Origin of the sequence: Niastella koreensis GR20-10 (assembly GCF_000246855.1) — a bacterium.
Taxonomy (GTDB): Bacteria; Bacteroidota; Bacteroidia; order Chitinophagales; family Chitinophagaceae; genus Niastella; species Niastella koreensis.
The window spans coordinates 4560401-4586219 of record NC_016609.1; the positions used below are offsets into that span (position 1 = coordinate 4560401).

Annotated in this window: 17 protein-coding genes; 4 read left to right on the forward strand and 13 right to left on the reverse strand. The window is 44.5% G+C overall.

Annotated elements, in window-relative coordinates; genetic code table 11:
* The 13 genes from NIAKO_RS17810 to NIAKO_RS17870 all read right to left on the reverse strand — a co-directional run bounded on the left by NIAKO_RS17810 (position 1) and on the right by NIAKO_RS17870 (position 19218).
* On the reverse strand, positions 1 to 423 hold the full coding sequence (locus NIAKO_RS17810; protein WP_014219832.1) for a hypothetical protein: 423 nt from the start codon (positions 421 to 423) through the stop codon (positions 1 to 3).
* A gap of 110 nt (positions 424 to 533) precedes the next feature.
* Positions 534 to 1076, reverse strand: a complete 543-nt coding sequence (locus NIAKO_RS17815; RefSeq protein ID WP_014219834.1) for a hypothetical protein — start codon at positions 1074 to 1076, stop codon at positions 534 to 536.
* Between the two features lie 2 nt (positions 1077 to 1078).
* Entirely contained in the window at positions 1079 to 3208 is a 2130-nt protein-coding gene (locus NIAKO_RS17820) for a hypothetical protein (protein WP_133055268.1), read from the reverse strand.
* Positions 3209 to 3994: 786 nt separating this feature from the next.
* A complete protein-coding gene (locus tag NIAKO_RS17825; protein WP_014219836.1) occupies positions 3995 to 5728 on the reverse strand; it encodes a RagB/SusD family nutrient uptake outer membrane protein in 1734 nt (577 codons plus the stop codon).
* A 35-nt stretch (positions 5729 to 5763) separates the two neighbouring features.
* Positions 5764 to 8817 carry a SusC/RagA family TonB-linked outer membrane protein gene (locus NIAKO_RS17830; RefSeq protein ID WP_014219837.1) on the reverse strand — a complete coding sequence of 1018 codons (3054 nt, stop codon included), beginning with the start codon at positions 8815 to 8817 and terminating at the stop codon, positions 5764 to 5766.
* Positions 8818 to 9188: 371 nt separating this feature from the next.
* Positions 9189 to 11939 carry an alpha-d-galacturonidase gene (locus tag NIAKO_RS17835; RefSeq protein WP_014219838.1) on the reverse strand — a complete coding sequence of 917 codons (2751 nt, stop codon included), beginning with the start codon at positions 11937 to 11939 and terminating at the stop codon, positions 9189 to 9191.
* A 39-nt stretch (positions 11940 to 11978) separates the two neighbouring features.
* Positions 11979 to 13040 carry a Gfo/Idh/MocA family protein gene (locus tag NIAKO_RS17840; RefSeq protein ID WP_014219839.1) on the reverse strand — a complete coding sequence of 354 codons (1062 nt, stop codon included), beginning with the start codon at positions 13038 to 13040 and terminating at the stop codon, positions 11979 to 11981.
* A gap of 75 nt (positions 13041 to 13115) precedes the next feature.
* Positions 13116 to 14150, reverse strand: coding sequence for an L-rhamnose/proton symporter RhaT (locus NIAKO_RS17845; RefSeq protein ID WP_014219840.1), 1035 nt, complete (start codon positions 14148 to 14150; stop codon positions 13116 to 13118).
* 124 nt (positions 14151 to 14274) lie between these two features.
* Entirely contained in the window at positions 14275 to 15120 is an 846-nt protein-coding gene (locus tag NIAKO_RS17850) for an amidohydrolase family protein (protein ID WP_014219841.1), read from the reverse strand.
* Between the two features lie 80 nt (positions 15121 to 15200).
* Positions 15201 to 16373 carry a CaiB/BaiF CoA transferase family protein gene (locus NIAKO_RS17855; RefSeq protein WP_014219842.1) on the reverse strand — a complete coding sequence of 391 codons (1173 nt, stop codon included), beginning with the start codon at positions 16371 to 16373 and terminating at the stop codon, positions 15201 to 15203.
* Between the two features lie 86 nt (positions 16374 to 16459).
* Positions 16460 to 17605 (reverse strand): CaiB/BaiF CoA transferase family protein, encoded by a 1146-nt coding sequence (locus NIAKO_RS17860; protein ID WP_014219843.1) that lies wholly within the window; start codon positions 17603 to 17605, stop codon positions 16460 to 16462.
* On the reverse strand, positions 17602 to 18768 hold the full coding sequence (locus tag NIAKO_RS17865) for an ABC transporter substrate-binding protein (protein ID WP_014219844.1): 1167 nt from the start codon (positions 18766 to 18768) through the stop codon (positions 17602 to 17604). Before NIAKO_RS17865 ends, NIAKO_RS17860 begins: the two co-directional genes overlap by 4 nt.
* Positions 18769 to 18774: 6 nt before the next feature.
* Positions 18775 to 19218, reverse strand: coding sequence for a MaoC family dehydratase (locus NIAKO_RS17870; RefSeq protein ID WP_014219845.1), 444 nt, complete (start codon positions 19216 to 19218; stop codon positions 18775 to 18777).
* A 713-nt stretch (positions 19219 to 19931) separates the two neighbouring features.
* Here NIAKO_RS17870 and NIAKO_RS17875 point away from each other — a divergent pair.
* From NIAKO_RS17875 to NIAKO_RS17890, 4 genes are all read left to right on the forward strand, one after another.
* Positions 19932 to 20990, forward strand: coding sequence for a phosphotransferase enzyme family protein (locus NIAKO_RS17875; RefSeq protein ID WP_014219846.1), 1059 nt, complete (start codon positions 19932 to 19934; stop codon positions 20988 to 20990).
* A gap of 2 nt (positions 20991 to 20992) precedes the next feature.
* Complete coding sequence (locus NIAKO_RS17880) at positions 20993 to 22279, forward strand: sugar MFS transporter (protein ID WP_014219847.1); 1287 nt, start codon at positions 20993 to 20995, stop codon at positions 22277 to 22279.
* Between the two features lie 878 nt (positions 22280 to 23157).
* The gene (locus NIAKO_RS17885; protein WP_014219848.1) at positions 23158 to 24855 is read left to right on the forward strand and encodes a ribulokinase; all 1698 of its coding nucleotides are present in this window, start codon (positions 23158 to 23160) and stop codon (positions 24853 to 24855) included.
* 105 nt (positions 24856 to 24960) lie between these two features.
* Positions 24961 to 25659, forward strand: coding sequence for an L-ribulose-5-phosphate 4-epimerase (locus NIAKO_RS17890; protein ID WP_014219849.1), 699 nt, complete (start codon positions 24961 to 24963; stop codon positions 25657 to 25659).
* Positions 25660 to 25819: the final 160 nt, after the last annotated feature.

The following is a 25819-nucleotide window of genomic DNA, read 5'->3' on the forward strand; positions in this document are numbered from 1 at the left end:
TTATGAGGAAACCTTGACTTTACCTATTCTATTAAAAGTCAAAATATGATCTTCATATAATATCACTTCCCCCTTTCTGTTCATGAAATAAAATAAATTACAGTTATTAGGAACCGATGAACTTGTGATATTATTTCCTCTGGCAATTAATTCTTCTCCCCTTAATGAAAAAGAAATAACAGGACTTTGTTTTTCCTTTAGCAGCTGCAGTACCCAGGAGTTTAATATTTCTATCTTAATAGTATACTTTTCATTCGACAATAACTTATAGTCATTGGCAATTATTTTTATTGTATCGGAATTTACCTGACACCAAATATTTTGATGACAATTTTTAGCATTGGCATATTCACTTAAAACTATGAAATTACCTATGATTATAATACCCACTTTCACCAGGCTTAATACCTTGAACAGTCCCATAAGTTGGAATTTTTGATTGTAAAGTTGATAATTTCATAACCTCGGGTTTAGCAGTACCAATAAGGCCCTTGATAATCGTGGGTTTTATTGCAGTATAATTAACACATGGTTCAATAAAGATCATGATAATCCATATCCTTTACAACCTCAAAATAAAACCATCGGCTAATTGCATATTGTCTTGGAATCACAGGGGGAACATTCAAAGGTGTTTTTAGCAGATGAACACGCATTCTGTATTTCCCTTTATAAAAAGCACCTATCCTGCTTATTAAATTAAAGTTCAATTCGGTCGAATCACCAGGCTTTAATTTAATATAAACCCTTTTGGGGTCCGGCGTACTGTCTCCAAAATAATAATCAACATGCTTATCAACAAATTGATTATACTTACCATTTTGATTTTTTTGCAACTCCGTATAAACATTCGCAAAAGGGTCAAACTTTGTACCCTCTATCAAAGACATATGAACTAAAATAGTATCTGTCTCTTTATTAATATACTTGACCTTTAGATTAAGTTTATTAGTATCAGACACCATTCCTTCAAAAAATAAAAATTTATACGTTTCTTCTTTTGGATAAACAGGAGTCTGCGAATAAAGCCAGGTGACGCTCAAGTTTAATAACACGAAGACGATCGTAATTCGCATAATTATTTTGTGTTAAGAGTAATTCCTAATCTATTATGTACTTCAGTGGTGAAATTTTGAATGGTATTTTTCGGCAAGGTTTTTAACCATGATTCTATAAAGTCCTTATTAGCAATTACCATAGCCTGAGATTGTGCTATTGTTAATGTTGGTACCTTTTTGCCTTCCATTTCTAAAATATACATCCTAATAAAGCTATAAAAATGATTGTTAGCCTCATTTCCATTCTGTGTAGGTAGATTACCAATTAACTCAAACCCCCTTTTATTTGTAATTATTTCATTTCCGTTTAGATTATTTTTATCGTCCAACTCCTTTATGTGTATAAACTCGTGTAATATATCATGCAAAACAAAGACATAAGTAATATTGGGATTTTCCTTAATTCTATCTATATATCTTGACCCAATAATTATTTCAGCACTCACAGCATTTTGACCTGCTACATGGTAAAACGGCCCAAATGTTCTTAATGCACTTTCTGTTCCTGAATAACTAAACCAAAAACGATCACTTGATAGGAAATTTTTTAAATAACTATTATTATATAAATAATAAAAACCGGCCGCAACTGTTTTAGCATCTTTAATCATCGTTTTAAACTCAACATCCATTTTTTCATCTGCTGTTAATTTCCGGTCCAATTTTTCTATTCGAGCAACTGTTTGAATCTGAGAAAATACTATTTGTGCTTCTGCCCCTGTATATAATATTCCTCCATTATCCAGACTATGCCATCTACCTATCTGCGCATCATACATCCTAGCCCCATAATCGTACAACTCCAATCCACTGCCATCACTAAACTCCTTCTCCTGCTTTTCCTTACCATTATATTTATACTTATTTTCCGGGCCACCCAACGTTTTCGTACTTATCCCCGCCATCGTCAATCCAAACGGATAATAATGCGTTTCTTCAAGTAAAGGACCCTTCGTATGTATTACCTGTAAGTTATCAAAAAATACATCGTACTTACTTTCATTGCTACAGTACACATAAATGTATCCATTTTTTGGAATATTGATAGTAGGGATCGTACTGTTATCATGGATCTTATAAGTCCCATTTGGATCAACAGCTTCGCCCACCATATCGAATCCTCCGCCTACATATTTGAATTGATCATCGAGAATAATCCAGTTAATGGCGGCTTTGGGCCGGCTGGAACTTTGATCGGGTTGATTGCCGATCAACTTGCCAAGTGAAGTTGGGAATCCGGGCTGACCTGTTATTTGTGAACCGGTAATACCCTTGCCAGCAATTAAGGAGGTACCAGCAAAGCTATTTATTAATTCAGAAACAATAACGCTATTCACAGAAGAAGAATAGCCCGCTACCGGCATCTTATGATAGGATTTAGCAAAAATATTAATAGCATCACCTGCCATTACTTTCAAAGTAAAACCAAGACCGGTTTTATCAGCTGGCGAACTTCCAGAAGCGTTTAATCGATACAACCTTGCGCTGTTTGCTGTTGTATTGCTATTATAATTATTATTATAAACGCCATTGTTGTTTTGATAAACAGGTATTCCTGTAGCGACAGCCTGATCCACTACTTTTGAAGCTTCAATATTATAAAAATTGCCTTCCACAGAAATGGCGGTACCATTATTATAGGTCACATTCTCCAGCGTGGCAGCCGGGTAAATATCCTGTTTTTGCTCCTCCGTTAGCACCACCCGCACATTGCCCAAATGATCTTTTACAAAATAGTCGTAGGTAAATGAAGCAATAGCTCCATTGCCATCCCGTACCGGTCGAATGCTGCCTTCTTCCATTGGCAGGAATTGTAACACATCATCTTCATACGTACCAAACAGGTACAGCGTTGTTTTATCTGGCTTACCGGTTTCATGTACAATCTTCTTTAGTTTAGTACCCACTGCATCATACACATATTCAATACTGCCTTTGTTTGCGTCTATTGTTATAAGCTGCGGAAGATTCAGGTGATTGTAGGTAATAGATTCAATATCCTTGTTTTGATCAAATTTCAGGTTACCATTGGCATCCTGGTCATAATCAATTGCCTGGTTTGTTTTTGTGCCGCCCAACTCGGCCATGTATTTTTGTGATGACCGGAAGTCGCCCAGCGTGGTTTTCTGGTCGTTACTGGCTTCTACCACATTTTTTAACCGGTTAGAGTTATCATAATATTTATACGCCAGCTGATCTACAGGTGCACTGCTGAACCCCTTCAATCCCATCTGGTTTTGCGTCAGGATATTTCCATTGGCGTCGTAAGTAAGATTGGAAACCGAAAAGTCTACACCCGCCGTCTTATTAAAACCACTGTTATATTGGTTAAAGTCGGCTCCGGTTAACCGGTTTCGGTCTATATATAACGCCATCGCCCACATGCTCATCAGCCCAGCCAAGGATAGTTCTGGTGATAACGCCTCCGGCATTTAAAGTCTAGCCAAGGCCAACCGGGCTTGCAATCTCCTGCACTTTTATTCCCGAAGAATGATATGAAAGCGTTATAGGAATTTTGATGCCATGAGAATTCAACGTGTAGATTGGAATACTGACATCAGGCACTCCGGTACTCATATCAACCGGGATTAGTGCTATATAAGTGTGATTTTTTAGATAATATACCCTTCCCAAAAACTTCACGAATTGGGCTTACAGACAGACCTGTCCGATTTTATTGAAAAAACGCGGTAGTAAAATTGATGACCTTATTGGTAGTTAATGGAGAATTCTGCGCTTGTACTACACAGAAAAGAAATATTACGAGTAAGGACATAGGTAAAGTTTTGGTTGTATGGTATGTCAAATATCAATAAAGCCAATCATGTATCCAAAAAATATAGAAATAAGAAAGTCCCGCCTTGCGACGGGACTTAAATAAAAAAGTCTCCCGAATATTCGGGAGACCATAAATAACTATGTAAAGACCTTTGCTCTTAGTAGCCGGAATTCTGGCCAAACTCAGTAGCATTGATCAAACCGTTCAACTCGGTCTGTGAAATTGGACGTACCCAATAAGGTGCTTTCACCAGGGTAATATCCGGATTCTTTGATTTGATCCAGTTAGCCCACTCATCGCCTCTCAGAATACGTTTCAGATCAAAAAAGCGCAAGTGCTCACCGCAGAATTCACGGGCTCTTTCATCGAGAATCCAGGAAGGATTGATGTCTGTACCAGCAATAGCAGGTGCTCCGGCTCTGTTCCTGATCACATTGAACTGATCAGCAGCTGCACTCAAATTACCTAACTTGTATTCTGCTTCACCGGCAATCATGTACATTTCAGCCAAACGAATCACAATGATATCATTGAAACCAACCTGGCTGGTAACATCTGTAGAACGATTGGGGTCCATGAATTTTCTGAATGAAGGGAAATTACCAAAGAGGTCCTTTACCTTACCAGTTCCATCATAAATATCATCCAGGTCAAAAGCACAATAGTTCAATGTGCTTTTGTTAGCAATAGGATTTCTTGAAACCCACATGGCCAACGTAGCGGTATCAATAACCTGGTTGGTTCCACCGGGGCCACCTGTTACCATAGCTACAGAATCCTTTCCGTTATTTTTTCCGTAAGTAGTATAATTCTTAGGGGTCCAGGTAAATTTACCCGCGTTATTGAACCATTGCTCCTGGAAAGAAGCATCATAACGTTTATCACCTGGTTCAAACAATGTCAACAGGTACTTGGTTGGCATTAACAACCGGCCGCCGTCTCTTCCATAGTCTTTTGTTTGTTTCATACCCGGCTTAGTGCTGTAACCGGCCAAAAAGTACTGGTGCTCCCGGTTTCCGTTGGCATCAAAGTTAAACGTGGTACTAACTGAAGAGTTACTGATGGTATACAAAGCCTCTTTGTTCTTCTTGTTGTTAGCTGGGTCCCACAGCTGAGCAGGTGTTGCATATAAACTAGCTCCCATAGGGTTGGCAATTAGCTGTTTGGCAATATCCCTGGCTTTGGTGAACATAGCAGTTGCATCAGCATCAGGATAATAACCCCTGGTTAAATAAACCCGGGCCAGTAAACCCAGCGCTGACTTTTTAGAAGCGCGGCTGTATTCTGCACCCCAGTCGTTTGGCAGGTTATCTTTTGCATATTCCAGGTCACCTATAATTACATCATAAATATCCTTTATCGTACTTCTGGTTGCGGTGTTTTCAAACTCAGCAGTTTCTTTCAGTCTCAACATGGTATTACCCCAGGTTTCAACAATATGCCAGTAATACCAGGCGCGTAAGAAACGTAGCTCACCAAGACGTTTGCCTTTTTCTACAGGATCAGTAAATCCAGCCTCATCTATACGGCCGATACCGGCGTTTGCCTGGTTTACCCCGATCCACCAGTTTTTCCAGGTGTTGTTTATATAACCCACGGAACCGGCAATACCATCGTATTTACTGATCTGACGAGCATATCCGGAGTTGTTAGAGCTGTTAATCCAAATATCAGTACCGGTTTCAGACATAAACACCCCGTCTTCTTTACCATACCAGTAACGCTGAGCCCAATAAGCTGCGTTTACTGCTGTAACAAAACCTTGTGGGGTGCTCCAAACCGCATCTGCAGTGGCGCCACCGGGATTGTATTCATCCAATTGCTTGGTACAAGAGCTCATGGCGGAAGCTATCAAAGCTGCAGCACATGTATATTTAAGCGCTTTCTTCATTATTGTAATCGTTTTTAAATGGGTAAAGAATTAAATTAAAAATCAGCATTAACACCTATTACGAACTGACGCGTCAGCGGGTTGTCTTCTGCACCACTTCTTTCAGGATCGTAACTCTTCAACAAGTTGCTTTTTGTAACGGTGAACACGTTGTTAGCTGTTGCATAAATGCGGAACTTGTCTGTGAAGACCTTTCTGCTGATCTGTGCAGGCAGCGTGTACGCCAGGGTAATTGTTTTTAATTTAACATATGAACCATCTATAAAATTCAATGACTGATAACCATTGTACTGGTTGATCGGCGTTTTGCGGTTTGGACGTGGGAAATCGTTGGTTGGGTTTTCAGGTGTCCAGTAGTTAAAGTTAGCAGGACCGTTACCATTACCATTCGGGTTGTACTTACCCATGTAAGTAGCGTTGAACATTTGTCCCCAACGGGCAAAAATGTATACGCTCAATTCAAGGCCTTTGTAAGTAAAGGTATTTTGTAAACCGGCATACCATTTTGGAACGGTAGAACCCAGGTAATGCTGGTCTGCGATAGTGATACTATCATTGTGATCATAATCCTGTAATTTGATATCACCTGGATTAAACCCTGTTTGACCATTCCATTTTACAGCAGCAGCAGCATCCTTTTCATCTGTTTGCCAGATACCCAGTTTTTTATAACTGTAGAAGGAGTTAACGGGGTGACCGATCAGCAATGAATTGGTCTCCGCCTGAATAATGTCTTTACCATCGATCAGGTTTACGATCTTTTCAGAAGCGGCTGTAAAGGTTACGGTAGTAGTCCATCTGAAATCACGGCCTTTGGTGTTCAGGCTTGACAATACTAACTCAACACCCTGGTTTTCAGTTTCACCAATGTTTTGATAAATATTAGAGGTACCTGTTGATGTAGGCAGGTTTCTCTTCATCAATACATCTTTAGTATGGGCTTTATAAACATCGAGGGTACCATAGATGCGGCTTTTGAAGAAAGCATAATCCAACCCGATGTTTGTTGAAGCCGTTTTTTCCCAACCTACGTTAGGATTACCGGCTGTTGTTGTAAAATAATAACCGGGAGCAGGAATATCACCAAAGTTCTGACCCTGGCCACCCTGTGCAGTTGTATTTACAACAGACTGTGTAGCATAAGGAGCAATACCTGCGTTACCAGCCACGCCATAGGTGGCACGGATCTTCAGGTTGTTAACCCAGTAAAAATCCTTCATGAAATCTTCCTGGTGGATGTTCCAACCAATACCGGCAGATGGGAAGTAATCCCATTTATGGCCGGGAGAAAGGCGTGAAACACCGTCTGCACGAATGGTACCCGTTAACAGGTATTTACCTGCGAACGAATAGTTCAACCGGCCGGCATACGACATAGTAGCCGATCTTACTAACCCGGAAGAGATCAAACGGGTAGCAGAAGCTTCTGTTGCACCCAGGTTATAATATTGGAAAGAACTAAGCCCCTGTCTTCTACCTTCAGCCTGTAATTGATCTTCATCTGACCGTGTAAAGCTGGTAATACCGGTAAGGGTAATTGAATGATCTTCGATCTTTTTGGTATAAGTTAAGATGTTATCCCAGTTATAGAAACGGGTAAACGTAGTGGTTTGACGAGCCAGGCTGGGCAAACCGTAGTTGCTATACGACAATGAGTCCATATACAAACCCTGACGTTGGAAAGCAACACTGGTACCCAGGTTTGAACGGAATGACAAACCTGTCATTGGCGTAATTTCCAGGTAACCATTCACAGTTCCTGCGCCTCTGATCACGTTATTTTTATAGGCGCCCGGAGCTTCATCACCCAGCGGGTTTTTGGCACCGTTAGAAACCCCTAAGGGTAACCATTTGATGTTACCTAAACTATCATATGCCTGACCCAAAGGTGAAATAGATCCCGTTGCATAGTTCAATGGATCAGGACGGTTATTTGTGTTAGTCCATACAAAGGTGGTCAACAAACCTGCTTTGAAAATATTGCTGATCTTTTGATCATAGTTCAAACGCATGTTGAAACGGGTAAAATCGTTACCACGCAACTGACCTTGTTCTTTATAATAACCGGTAGAGAAGAATACTTTTGTTTTATCGCCGCCACTTTGAATAGAAGCGGTGTGGCTTTGTTCGATACCATTGCGCACCAGCAGATGCTGCCAGTCAACCCATTGATTATTGGCAATAGCCTGCGCTTCACCAGCATTGGTCCATATTTTGCCATCATCGGCAGGGCTTGCCCAATCGCCGGTAGTTCTCCAGGCTTCTCTTCTCAGCTGCACATATGAATCGCCTATTCTCGCTTTAGGATAAGAGGCATATCCATTGATACCATAATAGCCATTATAAGATACTTTCGGACGGTCCTTACCCTTTTTGGTAGTAACGATGATAACGCCGTTAGCACCCATCCATCCGTAAATGGCGGTAGCAGAGGCGTCTTTCAATACTTCCACCGACTCGATGTCGTTAGGATTGATATCAGAAATGTTTCCACCCTGAAATCCATCGATAATGAACAAAGGAGTTGCAGTAGAACCGGCTACCCCCAGGGTAGTACCGTTCAGGGTTCTGTTACCACGCAGCTGGATATTTACGCCACCACCGGCTGCACCGGAAGAACGCGCAATTTCCAGACCGGGTACTCTACCCTGTAATGCTTCCATTGCATTGGCAGTGGGCTGGGCAGTGACCATACCGGGCTTGACCGAATATACGGAACCGGTAAGGTCTCTTCTTTTCGAAGTACCATAACCTACTACTACCACCTGGTCGAGGTCGGCATTGTCGTACGTCATCATAATGTTAAATGCAGAATCGCCTCCTACTTTTTGTTCCTTCTGTAAAAAGCCCACAAAGCTGAATACAAGAACGGAACTTTCGGAGGAAACCGGAATGCGGAAAGTACCTGTTACATCGGCGGTGACACTGATACGAGTGCCAAACACATTTACATTGACCCCGGGAAGCGGATTCCCTGAAGGATCTTTGATTTTACCTGTAACAACCCTTTCCTGCGCGAACAGAAACGTACAATTTAGTAGCAAAAAAAACGCCATCAGGCATTTCAAGGACGACGGTTTTCCAATCATACAACAGTTGTTTAAGATGATTTATGTTTTAACAATTGAGAGGAGCAAAACTTAACCTAGAACCTTCGCATATGGCTACGCGTATAGAGGTGGGGGACTTGTGTTTTTCAGGATATTGCATAATCGGCCACAAGAAACGCCTACCCAACGGGCTAAACAATGTACTATCTTACCAAAAAGATGGAACATTTACCTATTCCCTGCACGCTTACCTATAATCGCACATACTCACACGCATGCGGCTGTCATCTGCCATAGTCAAGTGCATAACTATAACATAATGGCAGGAGCCCATTCAATAATTTTCTAACGTGTTTAAGATTATTTAATAATAATCCATCTCTCTTCGCGCTGGCAGCAATCGTTGTTGTTTACTTTTCGAACAACCAATCCAACGCTCCGGCGTTTTCAGAAACGCCTAATCCTGCATCTACAACCGGTAAGGGATCGTTATCATTGATAAAGCCCAGTAACAGGCATGATCCTTTTCCTAAAGTAAGTGTATGTGTGCCCGGTTGAAACGAAAAACTATGTATGTTTATTGCGGGGAAACCCTCTATTGCCATGGCATTTGCCACTTTTGTCTGTGCCTGGCCATAATCATCTGCACTCGCATCAATTTCCAATGTTGGCTCCGGCAAATATGCACCATTTTTTTCAGCGAAATATGCTACCAACAATTTTATTGGTTTAGCAGTCTTGAAATTCAGGCTGGTACCTTCTGTTATCTGCCTGCCCTGGCTATAATAAATACCCTGTAAACCATTTAAAAAAGCTGGCAGGTCATTCACTACCACACTCAGGTCGGGAAATACCTGGGCATTCTTTTGAAATGTATATCTTGTAATGTTAGGCGTGAGTATTTCTACAGGCGCATTGATGAGGGGTTTTATACTGGTAATTCCATTGCCCCCACTCTGCTTTTTCAATGCTTCAATATGTTTTTTGAAATTTTCCAACTCACGTTGATAAACAGGTAGTAATTCTACCCATGTTTTCATCGTAGCATTCTTTCCATTTACCGGTATTTTCCGCTGTTGTGTTTGCATACTGTTGGCATACAGGTAAGTGGTATCGGTACGGGCCGCCAGATCCGCAAAATACGCCACGCTCTTTTCCAACATGGGAACCGCTTTTTCCAGATCGGTTACTTTATTTGTGTATTTGAACCTTAATACCTGAACGGCTGCTCTTGCCTTCCAGGCATAATATTTCGCCATCGCCTGGTAACAATACATGTCATTCCTGAGGCGGCTGAACTCTTCGCGGTTGGCTGTAACATAAGGCGCCGCTTTTTCAATTGCCGCTACCGACTTATCTCCATGCACAATGATTTCATCGGCCACGCCGATGGGTGTTTCGCCTACATGCGGGATCTCATTGGCCTCTTTATCGGCATACTCGATGATCATTTCACCGAAAGGACTTTCACTATTATATAATAAGGGGAACAAACCAAAGCGCTTTGGATCTATTAATTGTGTCATTAACATACCCAGCGTCATGGTTTGGCGGTTACCATCGGTGATGCCGTAACGTCTTAATATTTTGGGCGAGATCTCGCCGCTTTGCTCATACGCGTCTACAATATTTCTTCCGGCCGCGGGTGAACAACCAAATTTTTCGGCCAGGCTACCTGCCCAGTAATCTTCTTCCTGGTGACGGTCGCGGGTACAGTTCCAGGCATAACGGGCCCAGGTGCGGTACCAGATCCAGTCGCGCTCGATCTCCAACTGGCGGGGTGTGGTTTTATCGGCTGTATATGGCCAGTCCCAGTAAGATGCCTGGGGGTACAGGTGTAAACCATTGGCTTCATATATTGAGTGCATTGACTGCACACATTTCTGGATAAAATCGGGTGAGCCGTACCTGAATGGTTCCAGGTTGGCCAGGATGTGCACGTTCTCTATCTGAACCGTTCCAATGCGGCTAAGGGTGCGATGCAGATCGGCCCAGGGCCCGCGTGGTTCGTAGGTGGTTAAGGCTTCACCATTGAATTTTGCTTCGGTATACAGGTTTTTGTAAATGAGTAAGGCATCTTTCATTACCCGTGGTGCATCCGTATCGTGCGCACGCAATACAATTGGCGGTTCATCTTTTCTGCCCAGCATCTTCAATCCATCCTGCACACCGGGAATGATGGTTTTACAAAACCAGTCCACATCATCCTGCCCTACTCCTTCCATCGCCTCACCCAGCGCCACCATTAACCCTACGTTGGGATATTTAGCTACAAATGCAGCTATTGATTTGCGCGTGTAATCGGCAATGATGGGTATAATGGGCCGGTTACGGTCCTGCGTTTTCATGTTGTTCTTTTCGGCAAAGGGTTTCGATACAATAATGTTATAAAACATTTGTATTACCCAAATGCCACGTTTGTCGGCTTCCGTGGTAAGGAATGCAAACAGTTCTTCATTCTTTTTAAAGGTGGCGTCATCTACTTCCACTGCATAAGGATATTCCTTTGTACGTACCAGTGAGGCAAACGGGTGGCCATTCCACAAATACAGCGAATTCAACCTGTTGGCCACTAATGAATCGAGGTATTGTACCCACAGCGCTTTATCATATAACCAGGGAAAGGTCTCAGGTGTATAGGGATATTCATACACCGTTCTTCCGGGTAAATAGTAAGGTTTTTGTACCCCTATACAGGCCCCGCGTAAAACCATTTCGGGTTTATCGGTAAGCGAAAAATTTTCAGGAAGCGCTTTTTGATTAGTTACCAGCTCGGCCAGTTCCAGGCATCCATACAAGGCGCCTGAGGCATCGGTGCCTGCTATCAAGAAAGAGTTTGTATTACTTTTTATAGAGAAGCCTTCCTTGCCTGTTGTATCGGGTTTCAGGCGCCAGGCGGCAGTTGCTTTTTTAATAAGAGCATCGGCATACAAGCCGGCCACAATGATATTTCCGGAAACCGGTAGTTTACCATCAGCTGAAAACACCACTTTATATCCTGCTTTTTGTAAGGCAGCGGTGAGTTGCTCTGTTCCGTATTTTATGCGCGGTGAATTATTTCCGGTAACAATTGTAACATGCTTATCCGCGGGTTTATCGGTAGCCCAGGCTGTCAGGTTCAGGGTAACAAAACTTACAACCAATACAAGAAAACCTTTCATCAGAATATTGTGATTTAAGAATTTTTACGGTTTAGTATTTCAATTAGTGTGTATCTCGTTAAGGGTTACCCCTCCCCGTTCGCTCGATAAATACGCTGCCTCTACACAAGCCATCGTATAAATGCAATCTTCTACTGAATTATCGGGTTTGGGTATTTGACCGGCTGCGGCCAGCATCACCTGTTCCATACTGCCAATAAAAGCATGCGGGAACCAGCTTCCTTCTATCTCCAGGGTTTTCCATTCCGGTTCATTACCGGTAAGGGTTATATATTGAAACTGGTCTGCTACCCCATGCGGGTAGTTCATCAACAGACCGAGATCTATTTTTATCGCACCTTGTGTGCCTTCAAATTTTATATAGGAATGCTGTTGCTGCAAACCAAATTGGTGACAATGATTGGTAATTATATTCGCCCGTACGATATCGCCATAATCCATAATGATATTACTGCGCACAGAAGCCAGCTGGCTCATATCGGGGTGTTTTACCGTTTTGGCGTATACGCTGTTTGGGTTACCCAGGAACGAGCGTATCAGGTCGATATAATGAATGCTGTGATATAAGATCTCTACGCGGGGACTCTGGTACAGGAAGGTCCATAAATGCCAGGGCGTAAATACGTTTATATTGATCTCAATATCGCACAACTGGCCAAGCGCACCCTGTTGTATTAATTTACGGGCGGCTTTTATAAAGGGAGCATAACGTAATTGAAAATTGATGGCGGCTACCAGGTTTTTATCGCGGGTATATTGCAGAATGGCTTTTGCTTCCTGGTAATCATCGCCCATTGGCTTTTGAATAAGCACGGGGGAACCGGCTGGTAAATAGTCAAGCACCTTCCTGATCGCTGATCCGGGCACGGCTACGTCGTACACCACGGGCGACAGGTTTAACCGCACTATGTCCTCCATACTGTCGAACACGAGCGGGATATCGAACTTCAGCGCAGTGGCGTGGGCCTTTTCTTTATCAACATCATAAATGCCCGCCACATTGAACCCGGCCAATTGATAAGCCGGCAAATGGGCATCATTTACAATACCACCTGCGCCAATAACTACAATAGGTGCCTTATATGATAATGGGTCCTTCACTTCATATTGTACATAGAGTTACAAAAATAGCAGTTCCAGGTTCCAAGTTCCAGGCTCTTAAAACACAACCTTAAATTATAAACTGCCTAAGTAATTTCCATATGTTAAGGCAAGCACCGCTGTTACCAAAATAATCAGGGCCAACACAAGTGTGGCAATCGTTTTATTGCTGCATCTCACCCATTCTCTCATCAATAAACCTGCTACCGAACTGAACAACACCAGCATGATCATGTGTATAGCCCAACTGCTATATTGGTATTTTCCCATCCGCACATGCCCTAACCCATAAAAAAAGAATTGTGAGTACCACAAACAGCCGGTTAAAATGGCCATCATAAAATTGACCAATAAACGGTTGTTCGATCCAGCCTGCCGGTACTCGCCAAATGTTTTTTCTCTGCGGTGTAGGTATATGCAATATATAAGGGTTGATAAAAATGCGCCTGTATTTGAAAAAATGTAAACAATATTGATCCTGAAATTACCACTGCCATATTTCGCTGCAACGGCGGCGATCGGTTCGCCCTGGTCGATCGAAAACCCGTACACTGCCGACAACACACCTGCTAATAAACAAAGCGGCAGCCCTTTGGCCAGTGAAAACGTACCAGTGGTAGCATTTAATTTCAGATCATTTTCTTTATACCGTCCGGCCACGCCGCATAAGGCAATACCCAATGCGCCAATGATAATACCAGCCATGATCCAACTGGCTCCGTTCTGTGAAAACAATGCCGTTAACTGGCCATGCACCAGCGGGGGCAGCAAAGTACCCAACACACAGGAAATACCCACCGCTATGGCATAGGTCAATGAGAACCCTACATATCTTATAGCCATTCCAAACGCGGTTCCGCCAATTCCGTATGCAACGCCTAAAACGAATGTTTTAATCATGGCATCGGCAGGCGCTTCGCGCAATACAGTGCCTAGCTGAGGAATAGTGAGCCAGGCAATAACCAGGGGCAATAATAACCAACATACAGCTGCCTGCACCAGCCAATACGACTGCCACGACCATTTGGCCACTTTTTTCTGTGGCGTATAACACATGGCGGCACAAGAGGCTCCTACTGAATGATAAATGACTCCGGTTATTACTTCCATTGGTTAAAGCAACTCGTTATCTGTATTTATGACATTTTTACCTGCACAACAACGCAAAAAAGGGAATTTTATCTTATTTGCGGGTGTACTTATTATATCTTAATACATCTTTAATTTGTTGTTATTACAAGTTATAAAAGGATACTGCATTGGTGTTCAACACTTTTTGCAGAGCTGCATCGCTCAACGCGCCCGATAGAACTTTTACATAATGCTGCCAGGTGTTGGTATAATTGTCTGCCAGCAAAGAAACCGGCCAATCTCCTCCGCAACAACAACGATTCTCGCCAAAATGCTCCAGCACAAATTCAATATAGGGCTGAATGTCGCCGGCCGTCCAGTTGGGACCTTTTTTAGCACAGGTGCCCAGCCCGGATATTTTAACGTAAAAATTCTTGTGTGATGCGGCTGCTTTCATCAACTCGCCCCACTCGCCAAATTTTTCACCGCTGGCTATCGGGGGCTGGTTCATATGGTCCAGCATGAGGCGCAACTCCGGTACCTTTTGCGCTACCTCCAGCGCGGTGATCAGGTGTTGCGGGGTAACGCCCACCACATCATATGGTATATCGTAGGCTGCCAGTACCGACAAACTTTGAATGACCGTGGGTTGTAACAACCATTGCGGGTCGGGTTCATCGTGGATCAGGTGACGTACGCCTTTGAAATAAGGATTGCTTAGGTATTCCCTGATGGCAGTTGCGGTGAAGGCCGGGTCCTGTAAAGGCATCCAGCCCACTACCCCTTTTATCCAGCCGGTTGCATTGGCAACCTGTAACATATAATTCGTTTCTTCGTACGTATTGGCCGCCTGTACCAGCACGCCGCCTGTTACAGCGGTATTTTTCACCTCGGCCGTCAGCTCTTCTATTTCATAATTCCGGTTCAGTATCGAGGTATCGTTCTTTAACCAGTCGTATTCAGCTTTTTCAAAATTCCATATGTGAACATGGGCGTCGATGATCTCCATAGCAATCGGTTTAATATCGATTCTAATTGATTAATGTTGAGAAAGCCGCAAGTTACATGCAAATATGGTATTCCCCGCCACTACATTTCATAGTTCGATATTGGTTGTTTTTTCAGGCCAAACTGTTCTTCTATCTGTACGTTATGTTCACCCAACAATGGCGCCCCAATGTCGGAAGTATAAATCTCCCCGTCTATCCTGATGGGACAACGGGTGGTAGTTATAGACAAACCATTGCTGGTCTTTACTTTTATTTCCATATTCAGCGCCTGGTAGCCATTCTCTTCCACCAGCATATCATAATCATACACTTTGGCGCACCAGATATCGGCGGGTTCCAATACAGCCAGCCAGGCATCGGTAGCCCGTGCCGTTAAATGTTCGGCCAGGATGGTCTTTATTTCATCGCGCTTCACAAACCATTCTGCCGTATTGGTGAATTGCAGTAATGACCCACACTCCAGGAGAGTCGCCAGCTGCGTTATATTACCCATAGCCAGCGCCAGGTATCCGTCGGCAGTTTTATAAATGCCATAAGGCGCCGAGAGATAGGCATGGCCATTGTTTATTTCACTGCGAACAGGCAGTTCGCGTCCGTCATTATAAAAACAGGTCAGTACTTCAAATTGAAAATCGAGGATCGATTCCAGCATGCTTACCTGCACCAGGCTACCTTCATTGGTGATGGTGCGTTGTAACAGCGCTGCCAGAATACCCTGCGCTATATGGGTGCCAGCCAGGATATCAACCACGGCCACGCCCATAGGGGTAGGATTGTCGCTGCGGTTGCTGCTTAACCAGGCTAACCCCGATACAGCCTGTAACAACAGGTCCTGACCAGGCAGGTCTTTCCAGGGCCCTTCATTGCCATACCCGCTTACTTCAGCGTAAATGATCTGGGGGTTGATGGCTTTTACGGTTTCGTAGTCAAGACCCAGCCTTTCCATTACACCAGGACGAAAGTTGTGCATAAGCACATCAGCCTGGGCAATCATCTTTTTTACTTTCTCCAGGTCGTCTTCCTTTTTCAGGTCGGCCGCATAGCTTTGCTTGTTGCGGTTGATGGCGTGAAAGATGGTTGACTCACCTTCTATCATCACATTCGAGACATATAATTGCCGGCAGATATCGCCTACGCCTGTACGTTCAATTTTAATTACCTGTGCGCCCATATCGGCCAGCCGTAAACCGGCAGAGGGGCCAGATAAGAACTGGCTGAAATCAACAACTATTATATCTTGTAGGGGTTTCATTCCTTGATTTAAAATTTGGTTTATTACCTGCTTTAAGCCTTCCCCCGGCCCTCCCGACAAGTCGGGAGGAAGTTCATTTTCACAAATTATTTCCCGATCAATTCCTTATTTATCATTTCCGTATGCTCTCCCAGCTGTGGCGCAGGTTTGGCTGCAAAGAGCCGCTCGCCATTGATGCGTATGGGACAGCGGGTAGTGGTGATCTCTGCCCCTTTTGAGGTGGTGATCGTTTGTTCCATTTGCAGCGTAGTATAAGCCTCGTGCTTTGTGAGCTGGTCCCAGTCGAGCACTTCCATCGCCCATAAGTCTGCCGCATGCAATTTTTCGAGCCAGTATTCGGATGGCTGCGTGGCCAGGTGTTTGGCCAGCACCGACTTGATCTCATCGCGCAAACTAAAGGCTACGTCCTGATTATAGGCCATCAGTTCGTTACAACCAATCGCTTTGGCCAGTCGTTTCAGGTCTGCCATGGCAATGGCCAGGTAGCCGTTCGCGGTAGCGTAAATGCCATAGGGCGCACTCAACAACGGGTTGCCGTTATTTACTTTACTGCGCTTGGGCACTTTCTTACTGCTATGATAAGTAGTTAACAGTTCAAATTGAAAATCGAGTAAGGATTCCAGTAAACTAACTTCCACCAGGGCGCCGGCGCCGGTTTTTTGTCTTCTTATAAGAGCTCCCAGTATCCCCTGCACCAGTTGCGAACCACATAAATTATCGGCAATGGCCAGCCCAAAAGGCATGGGATTGTCTTTGGCATTGCCGGTGGTGTAGGCCAGTCCGCTCATTGACTGCAACAACAGGTCCTGACCGGGCCGGTTTTTCCAGGGGCCTTCTTTTCCATAGCCGCTGACGGCGCCATAAATAATGCGGTTGTTGAGTTTCTTTACTTCAGGGTAGCCCAGGCCAATTTTTTCCATAATGCCGGGTCTGAAGTTGTGGGTAAGCACATCTGCTTTTTCGATCAATTTCTTTACCAGGGCAAGATCTTCGGGGTTCTTGAGATCGGCTGCGTAACTTTCTTTATTGCGGTTGATAGTGTGCCACAACAAAGAGCTATCGTCTGTCCAAAGATTTTTGATAGATAACCGGCGGCCGGCATCTCCACTCTGCGGGCGCTCTACTTTAATAACACGCGCCCCCAGGTCGGCCAAACGCAAACCGGCAGATGGTCCAGATAAATACTGGCTGAATTCCAATACCAATAATCCCTGCAAGGGCAGTCGACTCATATAGACAAGCTCATTTTTTCGCCTTTAAGGCTATGATGATAAATACGATCAATTTCTTTTAGTACGGTTTCGGGGTTGCCGCCATTTAACAGGTATTGCTGAACCGGGTCGCCGGCATGGTCCTGAAAATGGAGGTATCCATTATAACGTGGACGCATGTACCCGTTTTTCATTACCGGCAATACCGTATGGAAAAAACTGTTGGTAAGCAGGTTGGCCATGTTGTTCGTCCAGGCCGCCAGGTGCCCCGGCTGCCCGCCGTGCTGCACATAAAAAGTGCTTTGACATTCCTCGCTGCAAATCCATGCTGCAAAATCAACGGCTTCCTTCTTATGTTGAGTATACGACGATACTGCTAAACCTGTTCCGCCAATGGTACTGCGTAACCGTTTTTTACCAAAATGCACCAGGTTGGCATAGGTAAGCAGGTATTTCGCATACCCCACACGGGAATAGTTGGTATAGCAATAGGCAAACGGACAGTACCAGTAATCGTTGGTGGATGACATTAACTCCGCCACACCGATAGGATTACCTGAAAACAGTTTTTTATCGATCAGTGAATACAGTTCGCGCATGGATTTCAGCGCCTGTACGCCAATTTCTTTGCTCACTACATGACTGGTTTGCTGAAAAGGCGTTTCGCCATGGGCAATACAGAACATGTAAAAATTCATGAGGATATCAATGGGGATAGCAGGGATAGCTACTTTACCGGCTTTCGCCAGGGCTATTAGCTCTTCCCAGGTATCGGGTACGGATACTCCGTTCTGTTGCAACAGATCGGCACGATAGCTGGCTGCCGGCGTAGCGGCATCTATGGCCAGGGCCCATTGGTGGTTATCGATATAATAACTTGGATGCGACTCGCCCACCGAATTGGCGCATTGATTTTGTAAATACGCAGCCGGCAAATATTCATCTAATGGCAATACGCTGTTGGTGGCAGCGGCACAACCCACCCAGGGGTGGTCGATGATCAGCAGGTCGTAATCGTTTACCAGTTTTTCGAGGGGAAAATCGGCAAACTCCTGTAACGTTCTTTTTTTCCAGTTGACGGTTACATTCGGGTTCAGCTCAGAAAAGCGCTGCGCAGCAGCCAGTAAGGGCGTAATGCCCCTGCTGTGTCCCCAGGTAATACCATTCAAAACAATTTCAGACATAGCAGACTAACTTACTTTTTTATTAACCAACAATACGTGTTCACAAACCATTACTGTTTCACCGTGCTGGTTAAACACTTCAACCAGTTCGGTAACCAGGCCAAAGCCTGGTTTTTTATGATCTTTCTTCTCAGAAATAGTAACCGTAGCTTTTATGGTGTCGCCAATAAAAACAGGCTTTACAAAACGGAGCCTGTCGTACCCATAGGTCATAGCCACTTCATTTATCACGGCGGCGGTTAGGCCAACTGCAATGGTAAAGATGAGCGTGCCATGTGCGATGCGCTTTTTAAAGGGTTGGGTTTTGCACCATTCCTCATCCATATGATGGGGAAAGAAATCTCCCGACTGGCCGGCATGAATAACAATATCAGTTTCAGTAACCGTGCGGCCGCCGGTTGATCGCTTTTCGTTTAACCCGAATTCTTCAAAATATTTTATTATACCCATACCGGATGTCAGAAATTATCTGGAAAATGTATTTAACAGTTTAAATTAATTCAGGATTGTTTAACGGCATAGCGCCATTGGAACTAAATCGACTAAAACGTTATTCAGGCTGTATGAAATGGCTGAAATGCCATGTGCAGAGTAGAAAATGAGGCCTTTTTTTCATACGCAACCATTTTTCAATCGTAAATAGATCCAGGCGGTTTACAACCAGTTACTTATTGATGCCTGTTAAGAACTACCGTACTTTATCACATTCGGAGTTGATGGAAAGACGTGCCACGTCAATGAGACAGTCGCTTTTGAGAGCTTCAGGTAATTGTTAACTGTTGCCGTTATTGCCGTTTTGTAGACACAAAAACAATGCTGGCATAACGTGGCACGCCTCGTCCTTGCTGCTTTTGCTAAATAACCAACACTGAACGCTTTAAAGTGGAAAGCTACACATTTTCACCAGGGGTGTCAATGTCAGGTTTTACTGAAATGATGGAATATATTACTAAATATTTTTCTGGTGTATGTAATACTATAAGGCATTGCAGGCAAAAAGCCCTTCATATATTACTAAATACAACTGTAAGCTAAAAGCTGAAAGCCTAAAGCCCAAAGGCAGAAACGCAGTATTCGCTTTTGGCTTTAAGCTTTGGGCTCTAGGCTAAAATGGAACAACCGTTTGCGTGTTTTTTTTCTGCCTTTAGGCTGTAAGTTTGGTAATGTTCCAGCAGATATTAACCCATTATGCGCTAGATCCTGAAAAGTATTCCGTTCAGCCGTTTGGCAGCGGCCTTATAAACCATACCTGGAAGGTAAGTATGGCCAGTGGACAGGATTGCTATATTCTACAACAGATCAATTCAGCCGTTTTTAAACACCCGTTCGATATAGCCCTGAACATGGCCAGCCTGGGCAGCTATTTACAGCAACATTATCCTGACTACCTGTTTGCCGGGCCCCTGCCCACCGCCGCAGGCGACTATTTATACGTGGATGACCAGCACCGGTTCTACCGGCTTTTTCCGTTTGTTGCCCAATCGCATTCCATCGACCAGGTTCTTACGGCCGAACAGGCTTTTGAAGCAGCCCGGCAGTTTGCCCGGTTCACCCACCTGCTAAGTGGTTTTGATACCCGGTTATTAAAGATCACCATCCCGCAATTTCACGATCTGTCGTTAAGATACCTGCAGTTTACTACCGCCCTCACCAATGGCAATCCGCAGCGCATCCAGGATGCAGCTGAATTAATCGACTATTTACAACAGCAGCAACACCTGGTACAAACCTATGAGCATATAAAAAAAGATCCGGGGTTTCGCCTGCGGGTAATCCATCACGACACCAAGATCAGCAACGTGCTATTTGACGATCAGCACAATGGTTTGTGTGTGATAGACCTCGATACCGTAATGCCTGGTTATTTCATCAGTGATGTGGGCGATATGATGCGGACGTATTTGTCGCCGGTTACTGAGGAAGAAAAGAACGTGCAGCTGATTACCATCCGGGACGATTTTTTTGCCGCCATTGCCCGCGGCTATATTGAGGAACTGCGCACCGAACTAACTGAAACCGAAAAACAACATTTTGTATATGCCGGTCAGTTCATGATCTATATGCAGGCATTGCGCTTTTTAACTGACCATTTGAACAACGACGTGTATTATGGCGCCCGGTACGAAGGCCACAACTTTGTAAGGGCCCAAAACCAGGCCGTGCTGTTACAACAATACAATGCAAAATCCACCCTGTTTAACCAAATTATTTCAACAATATAACCATGACTACTGCTGATTTACTCACTGTTCCCACACCAGCCAGGCGAACGAACACCACGGCCATTTTCATCATTGGCTTTTTGTTTTTCGTATTCGGATTTATTACCTGGCTAAATGGCAGCCTGATACAATTCCTGAAACTGGTTTGCCAGTTGCAAAATGATGTAGAGGCCTTTTTTGTAACCACGGCTTTTTATATGGCCTATTTCTTTCTGGCCATGCCATCGTCTGTTATCTTAAAAAGAACCGGTTTTAAAAAAGGAATGGCGCTGGGCCTGGCAGTTATGGCCATCGGTTCTGTTATTTTTATTCCTGCCGCTAAAGAAAGAAGTTTTGCCCTGTTCTTAACCGGTTTGTTTATCCAGGGTACCGGACTCGCGCTGTTACAAACAGCCTCCAATCCATATATCAGTATTATCGGGCCTATTGAAAGCGCCGCCAAACGCATCAGCATCATGGGCATTTGTAATAAGATAGCCGGCATTAGCAGTCCGCTGATCTTAAGCGCCGTGTTGTTAAGCAATGCTACAGAGCTGGAAAAAAAGATCGACGCTACAAAAATTGCAGCCGACAAAGAACAATTGTTGAACGAACTGGCTGGCCGGGTAATTACTCCCTATATCATTTTGGCTGTACTACTGGCGATCATCGCCTTTTTATTGCTTAAATCACCACTGCCTGAACCGGAGGCCGATAAGGATGACACCACTCCCCTGCCCAACCTGACCAATAAAAAAAGCATCTGGGAATTTCCGCACCTGGTATTGGGAGCTATTTGCATCTTTTTATATGTAGGGGTTGAAGTAATGGCGGGTGACGCTATTGGCGTTTATGGCAAAACTATGGGCATGCCATTGGATGTAACCAAAAAATTTACGGCCTATACCCTGGCCGCTATGCTGGTGGGTTATGTAATAGGCATTTTTACAATTCCAAAGATCATCTCTCAACAAACGGCACTGAAGTTCTCCGCCCTGCTGGGCATTGTTTTCACCATTGCCGTTTTTGCTACCAGCGGCTATACGGCCATCCTGTTCATTGCCTTGCTGGGGCTGGCCAATGCATTGATGTGGCCCGCCATTTGGCCCCTTGCCATAGACAAGCTCGGAAAATTCACTAAAACCGGTTCTGCCCTGCTGGTGATGGGTATTGCCGGCGGAGCCATAGTTCCATTATTATATGCCACGCTTAAAAAAGATCTGCCGAATCATGTGGCCTTCTTTATTAGTGTGTTGCCTTGCTATTTGTACATACTTTATTATTCGATAAAAGGACATAAGCAGAATTAGCTAATGTAATAATTCGATAATGTGATAATGGAATACAAGGCTATAAAATAATTGCCTTCTTCAAACAAAATGCCACCCGCCTGTCAACAGGCGGTGGCATTTTTGTTTTTGATCCGTCTGCCTTCTTCCTACCATTGTATCTTATACATAATATCAGGAAAGAACCCGATCTGGTAAACTGTACCCACCTGTTTTTGCACCTGGTTATAGCGGCGGATGAAAACATTATCACGATTGGTTACCTTCTGCAGATCGAGGTACAGGGTTTGTAATAAACTGCGTTTACTGCTGTTTAACCGAAAACCAAAGCGGGTATCGAGGCGGGTACCACTACGATCAGTGCAGTGAACAACACATGCAACAGAATATTTACCAGCTTTCCTTTCAAGAGGTGATAGTTGAAAGTACGAATGTAAATTTTTTAGAATTACCGGGTTCTTATCGATGACATCTGGTGCCTTTTCGTAGTTAACAGGATGTTTTCTGATGATGAAATTCCGGTTTCAGGCTGCAGGCTTCAGGTTCCGGTTACCTGCCGCCTGTCACAGGTGGCAGGAAAGAGAACCTATAAACTAAAAAAGGAACGGGCTCAGGAACTTAAAAATCCAATAACCTACTAACTTTTAATGAATTAGCCCCTTTCTATCCCCCAAGCAGCCCCCAAAAAGCTAAATCTATTAGCTTACCCTGAAACAGGCTATAGGTTTACCCTGATATTTTCCCAACCACTCAACAAGTAATTTTTGAATATTCATACTTTAAGTGTTATTTTGACACAAAATAGACATAGAGGGCGATTCGCGTCGTATCTTTGATGTCATGAAACTCGTTCCCGGTTTAGATCAACTAATAAAAAGTCACTTGTTTTAGTTGCCGATATGAAAAAAGAAAATTATGTAATTGGGGTTGACTATGGCACCGATTCCGTGCGGTCAATCATCGCCAACGCTGCCAATGGGCAGGAAGTTGCCTCAGCAGTTTTTTATTATCCCCGCTGGAAAGATGGTTTGTATTGTGACCCGGGCGTAAACCAGTTCAGGCAGCATCCGCTTGACTACCTGGAAGGCCTGGAGCAAACGATTACCCGTTGCTTACTGCAGGCGGGTCCCTCTGTAACGGCCAACATCAGGGCCATTTCGGTAGATACAACCGGTTCTACCCCAGTAGCGGTAGATGAAACCGGTACCCCGCTCGCCCTGTTACCCCGGTTCGAGAAAAATCCCAACGCCATGTTCGTGTTATGGAAAGACCATACTTCCGTTCCGGAAGCGGCCGCCATCAATGCGCATGCAGAAAAGTACGACATCAACTACCTGCAATACGTAGGTGGTATTTACTCGTCTGAATGGTTCTGGGCAAAACTGCTGCACATCCTGCGCGAAGACAAAGAAATCCGTGAAGCCTGCTATTCGTGGGTGGAGCATTGCGATTGGATCCCCTTCGTACTTACCGGCGGCAAACAGGCTTCTGCCATGAAACGCAGCGTATGCGCCGCAGGCCACAAGGCCCTGTGGGCAGCTGAATTCGGCGGCTTACCACCCGATCAATGGTTTACCGGGCTTGACCCATTGTTAGCCGGTTTTACCAAAAGACTTTTCACCAACACCTATACTTCCGATAAAGCAGCCGGCACCCTGAGTCCTGAATGGGCCGCCAAACTGGGCCTTTCTACCGACGTGGTGATCGGCGTTGGCGCTTTTGACGCCCACATGGGCGCTGTAGGCGGACAGATTGAGCCCTACCACCTGAGCAAAGTAATGGGCACTTCTACCTGCGATATGCTGGTAGCCCCGCTGAGCGAAGTGGAAGGCAAACTGGTTAAAGGGATCTGCGGACAGGTACCTGGTTCCGTTCTGCCGGGCATGATGGGACTGGAAGCTGGCCAAAGTGCCTTCGGTGATGCCTACGCCTGGTTTAAAAAGGTGCTGGCCTGGCCGCTGCAACACGTATTGGGACAATCAACTATCGTAAATACAGAAACGGCCAAAGCCATCATCGATGAAATAAGCGATAAGCTGATTCCCGAATTAAGCAAACAGGCAGCTTTGTTGCACATCGATGAAAACAGCGAACTGGCGCTTGACTGGTTCAATGGCCGCCGTACACCCGATGCCAACCAGGAGCTGAAAGGCGCTATCACCGGTCTTAACCTCGGCAGCGATGCGCCCCGGATCTTCAGGGCCATTGTGGAAGCTACCTGCTTTGGCGCCAAAGCCATTGTTGACCGCTTTAACCACGAAGGCGTTCCCGTAAAAGGATTGATCGGCCTGGGTGGCGTTGCCAAAAAATCGCCGTTCATTATGCAAATGATGGCCGACGTTATGAATATGCCTATCCGGATTCATAAATCGGAACAAACCTGCGCCCTCGGCGCCGCCATGTTTGCCGCTACTGCAGCCGGCATTTACAATAAGTTGGAAGACGCCATGGATGCTATGGGTCAGGGTTTTGATGCTACCTACTATCCCGACAAAAACAAAGTAGCCCTTTACCAGAAGCGTTATGCCAGATATCACAAGCTGGGCGGTTTCATAGAAGGCACTGTTAAATTAAAAGAGCCGGTTTTATCAAATTAAAATACGTTCCAGGTTACAAGTTGCAGAGCCTGCCCCGCTACGCGGGGTTACAGGGTGATTACACCAACATGCCTGAAACCTGTAACCTGAAACCTGAAACTAAAAATGAGCAAGTATCAAGATATAAAAGAAGCCTGTTACAAAGCCAATATGCAATTACCAGAGTTAAACCTGGTTCTTTTCACTTTTGGTAATGTTAGTGTCGCAGACAGAAGCCTCGGCGTTTTCGCCATCAAGCCCAGCGGTGTGCCGTACAAAGACCTGGTAGTTGATGAAATGGTGATCGTTGACTTTGATGGCAAGATCATCAGCGGTACTATGCGCCCTTCGAGCGACACAAAAACACACGCTGTATTATATAAGGAATGGGAAAAAATAGGCGCTATTGTGCATACACACAGCACTTATGCTACCGCCTGGGCCCAGGCGCAACGCGATATTCCCATCTTTGGCACTACCCACGCCGACCATAACACCGTAGATATTCCCTGCGCGCCGCCCATGAGCGACGAAATGATTAAAGGGAACTATGAATATGAGACCGGTTACCAGATCATCAATTGTTTCAATGACAAGAAATTATCATACGAAGAAGTGGAAATGGTACTGGTAGGCAACCACGCGCCTTTTGCCTGGGGCAAGAATGGCGACAAAGCCGTATATAACGCCGCCGTACTGGAAGAAGTAGCCCGCATGGCCTACCTCACCGAGCAGATCAATCCGAAAGCTCCGCGCCTGAAAGACGCGCTGATTGATAAGCACTGGCAGCGGAAACATGGCAAGGACGCTTACTACGGACAGTAATATCGAATGTTGAATATTGAATGTCCAATGTTGAAGTGAAGAAAACGGGTTAAAGCCAAAAGGTTAAAGGCTAAAGCTAAAACCGGAAGTGTATTTACCTTTCAGCTTTCGGCTTGCAGCTTTAGAACGGTACTGACTATAAACGAAAAATACTCTATCA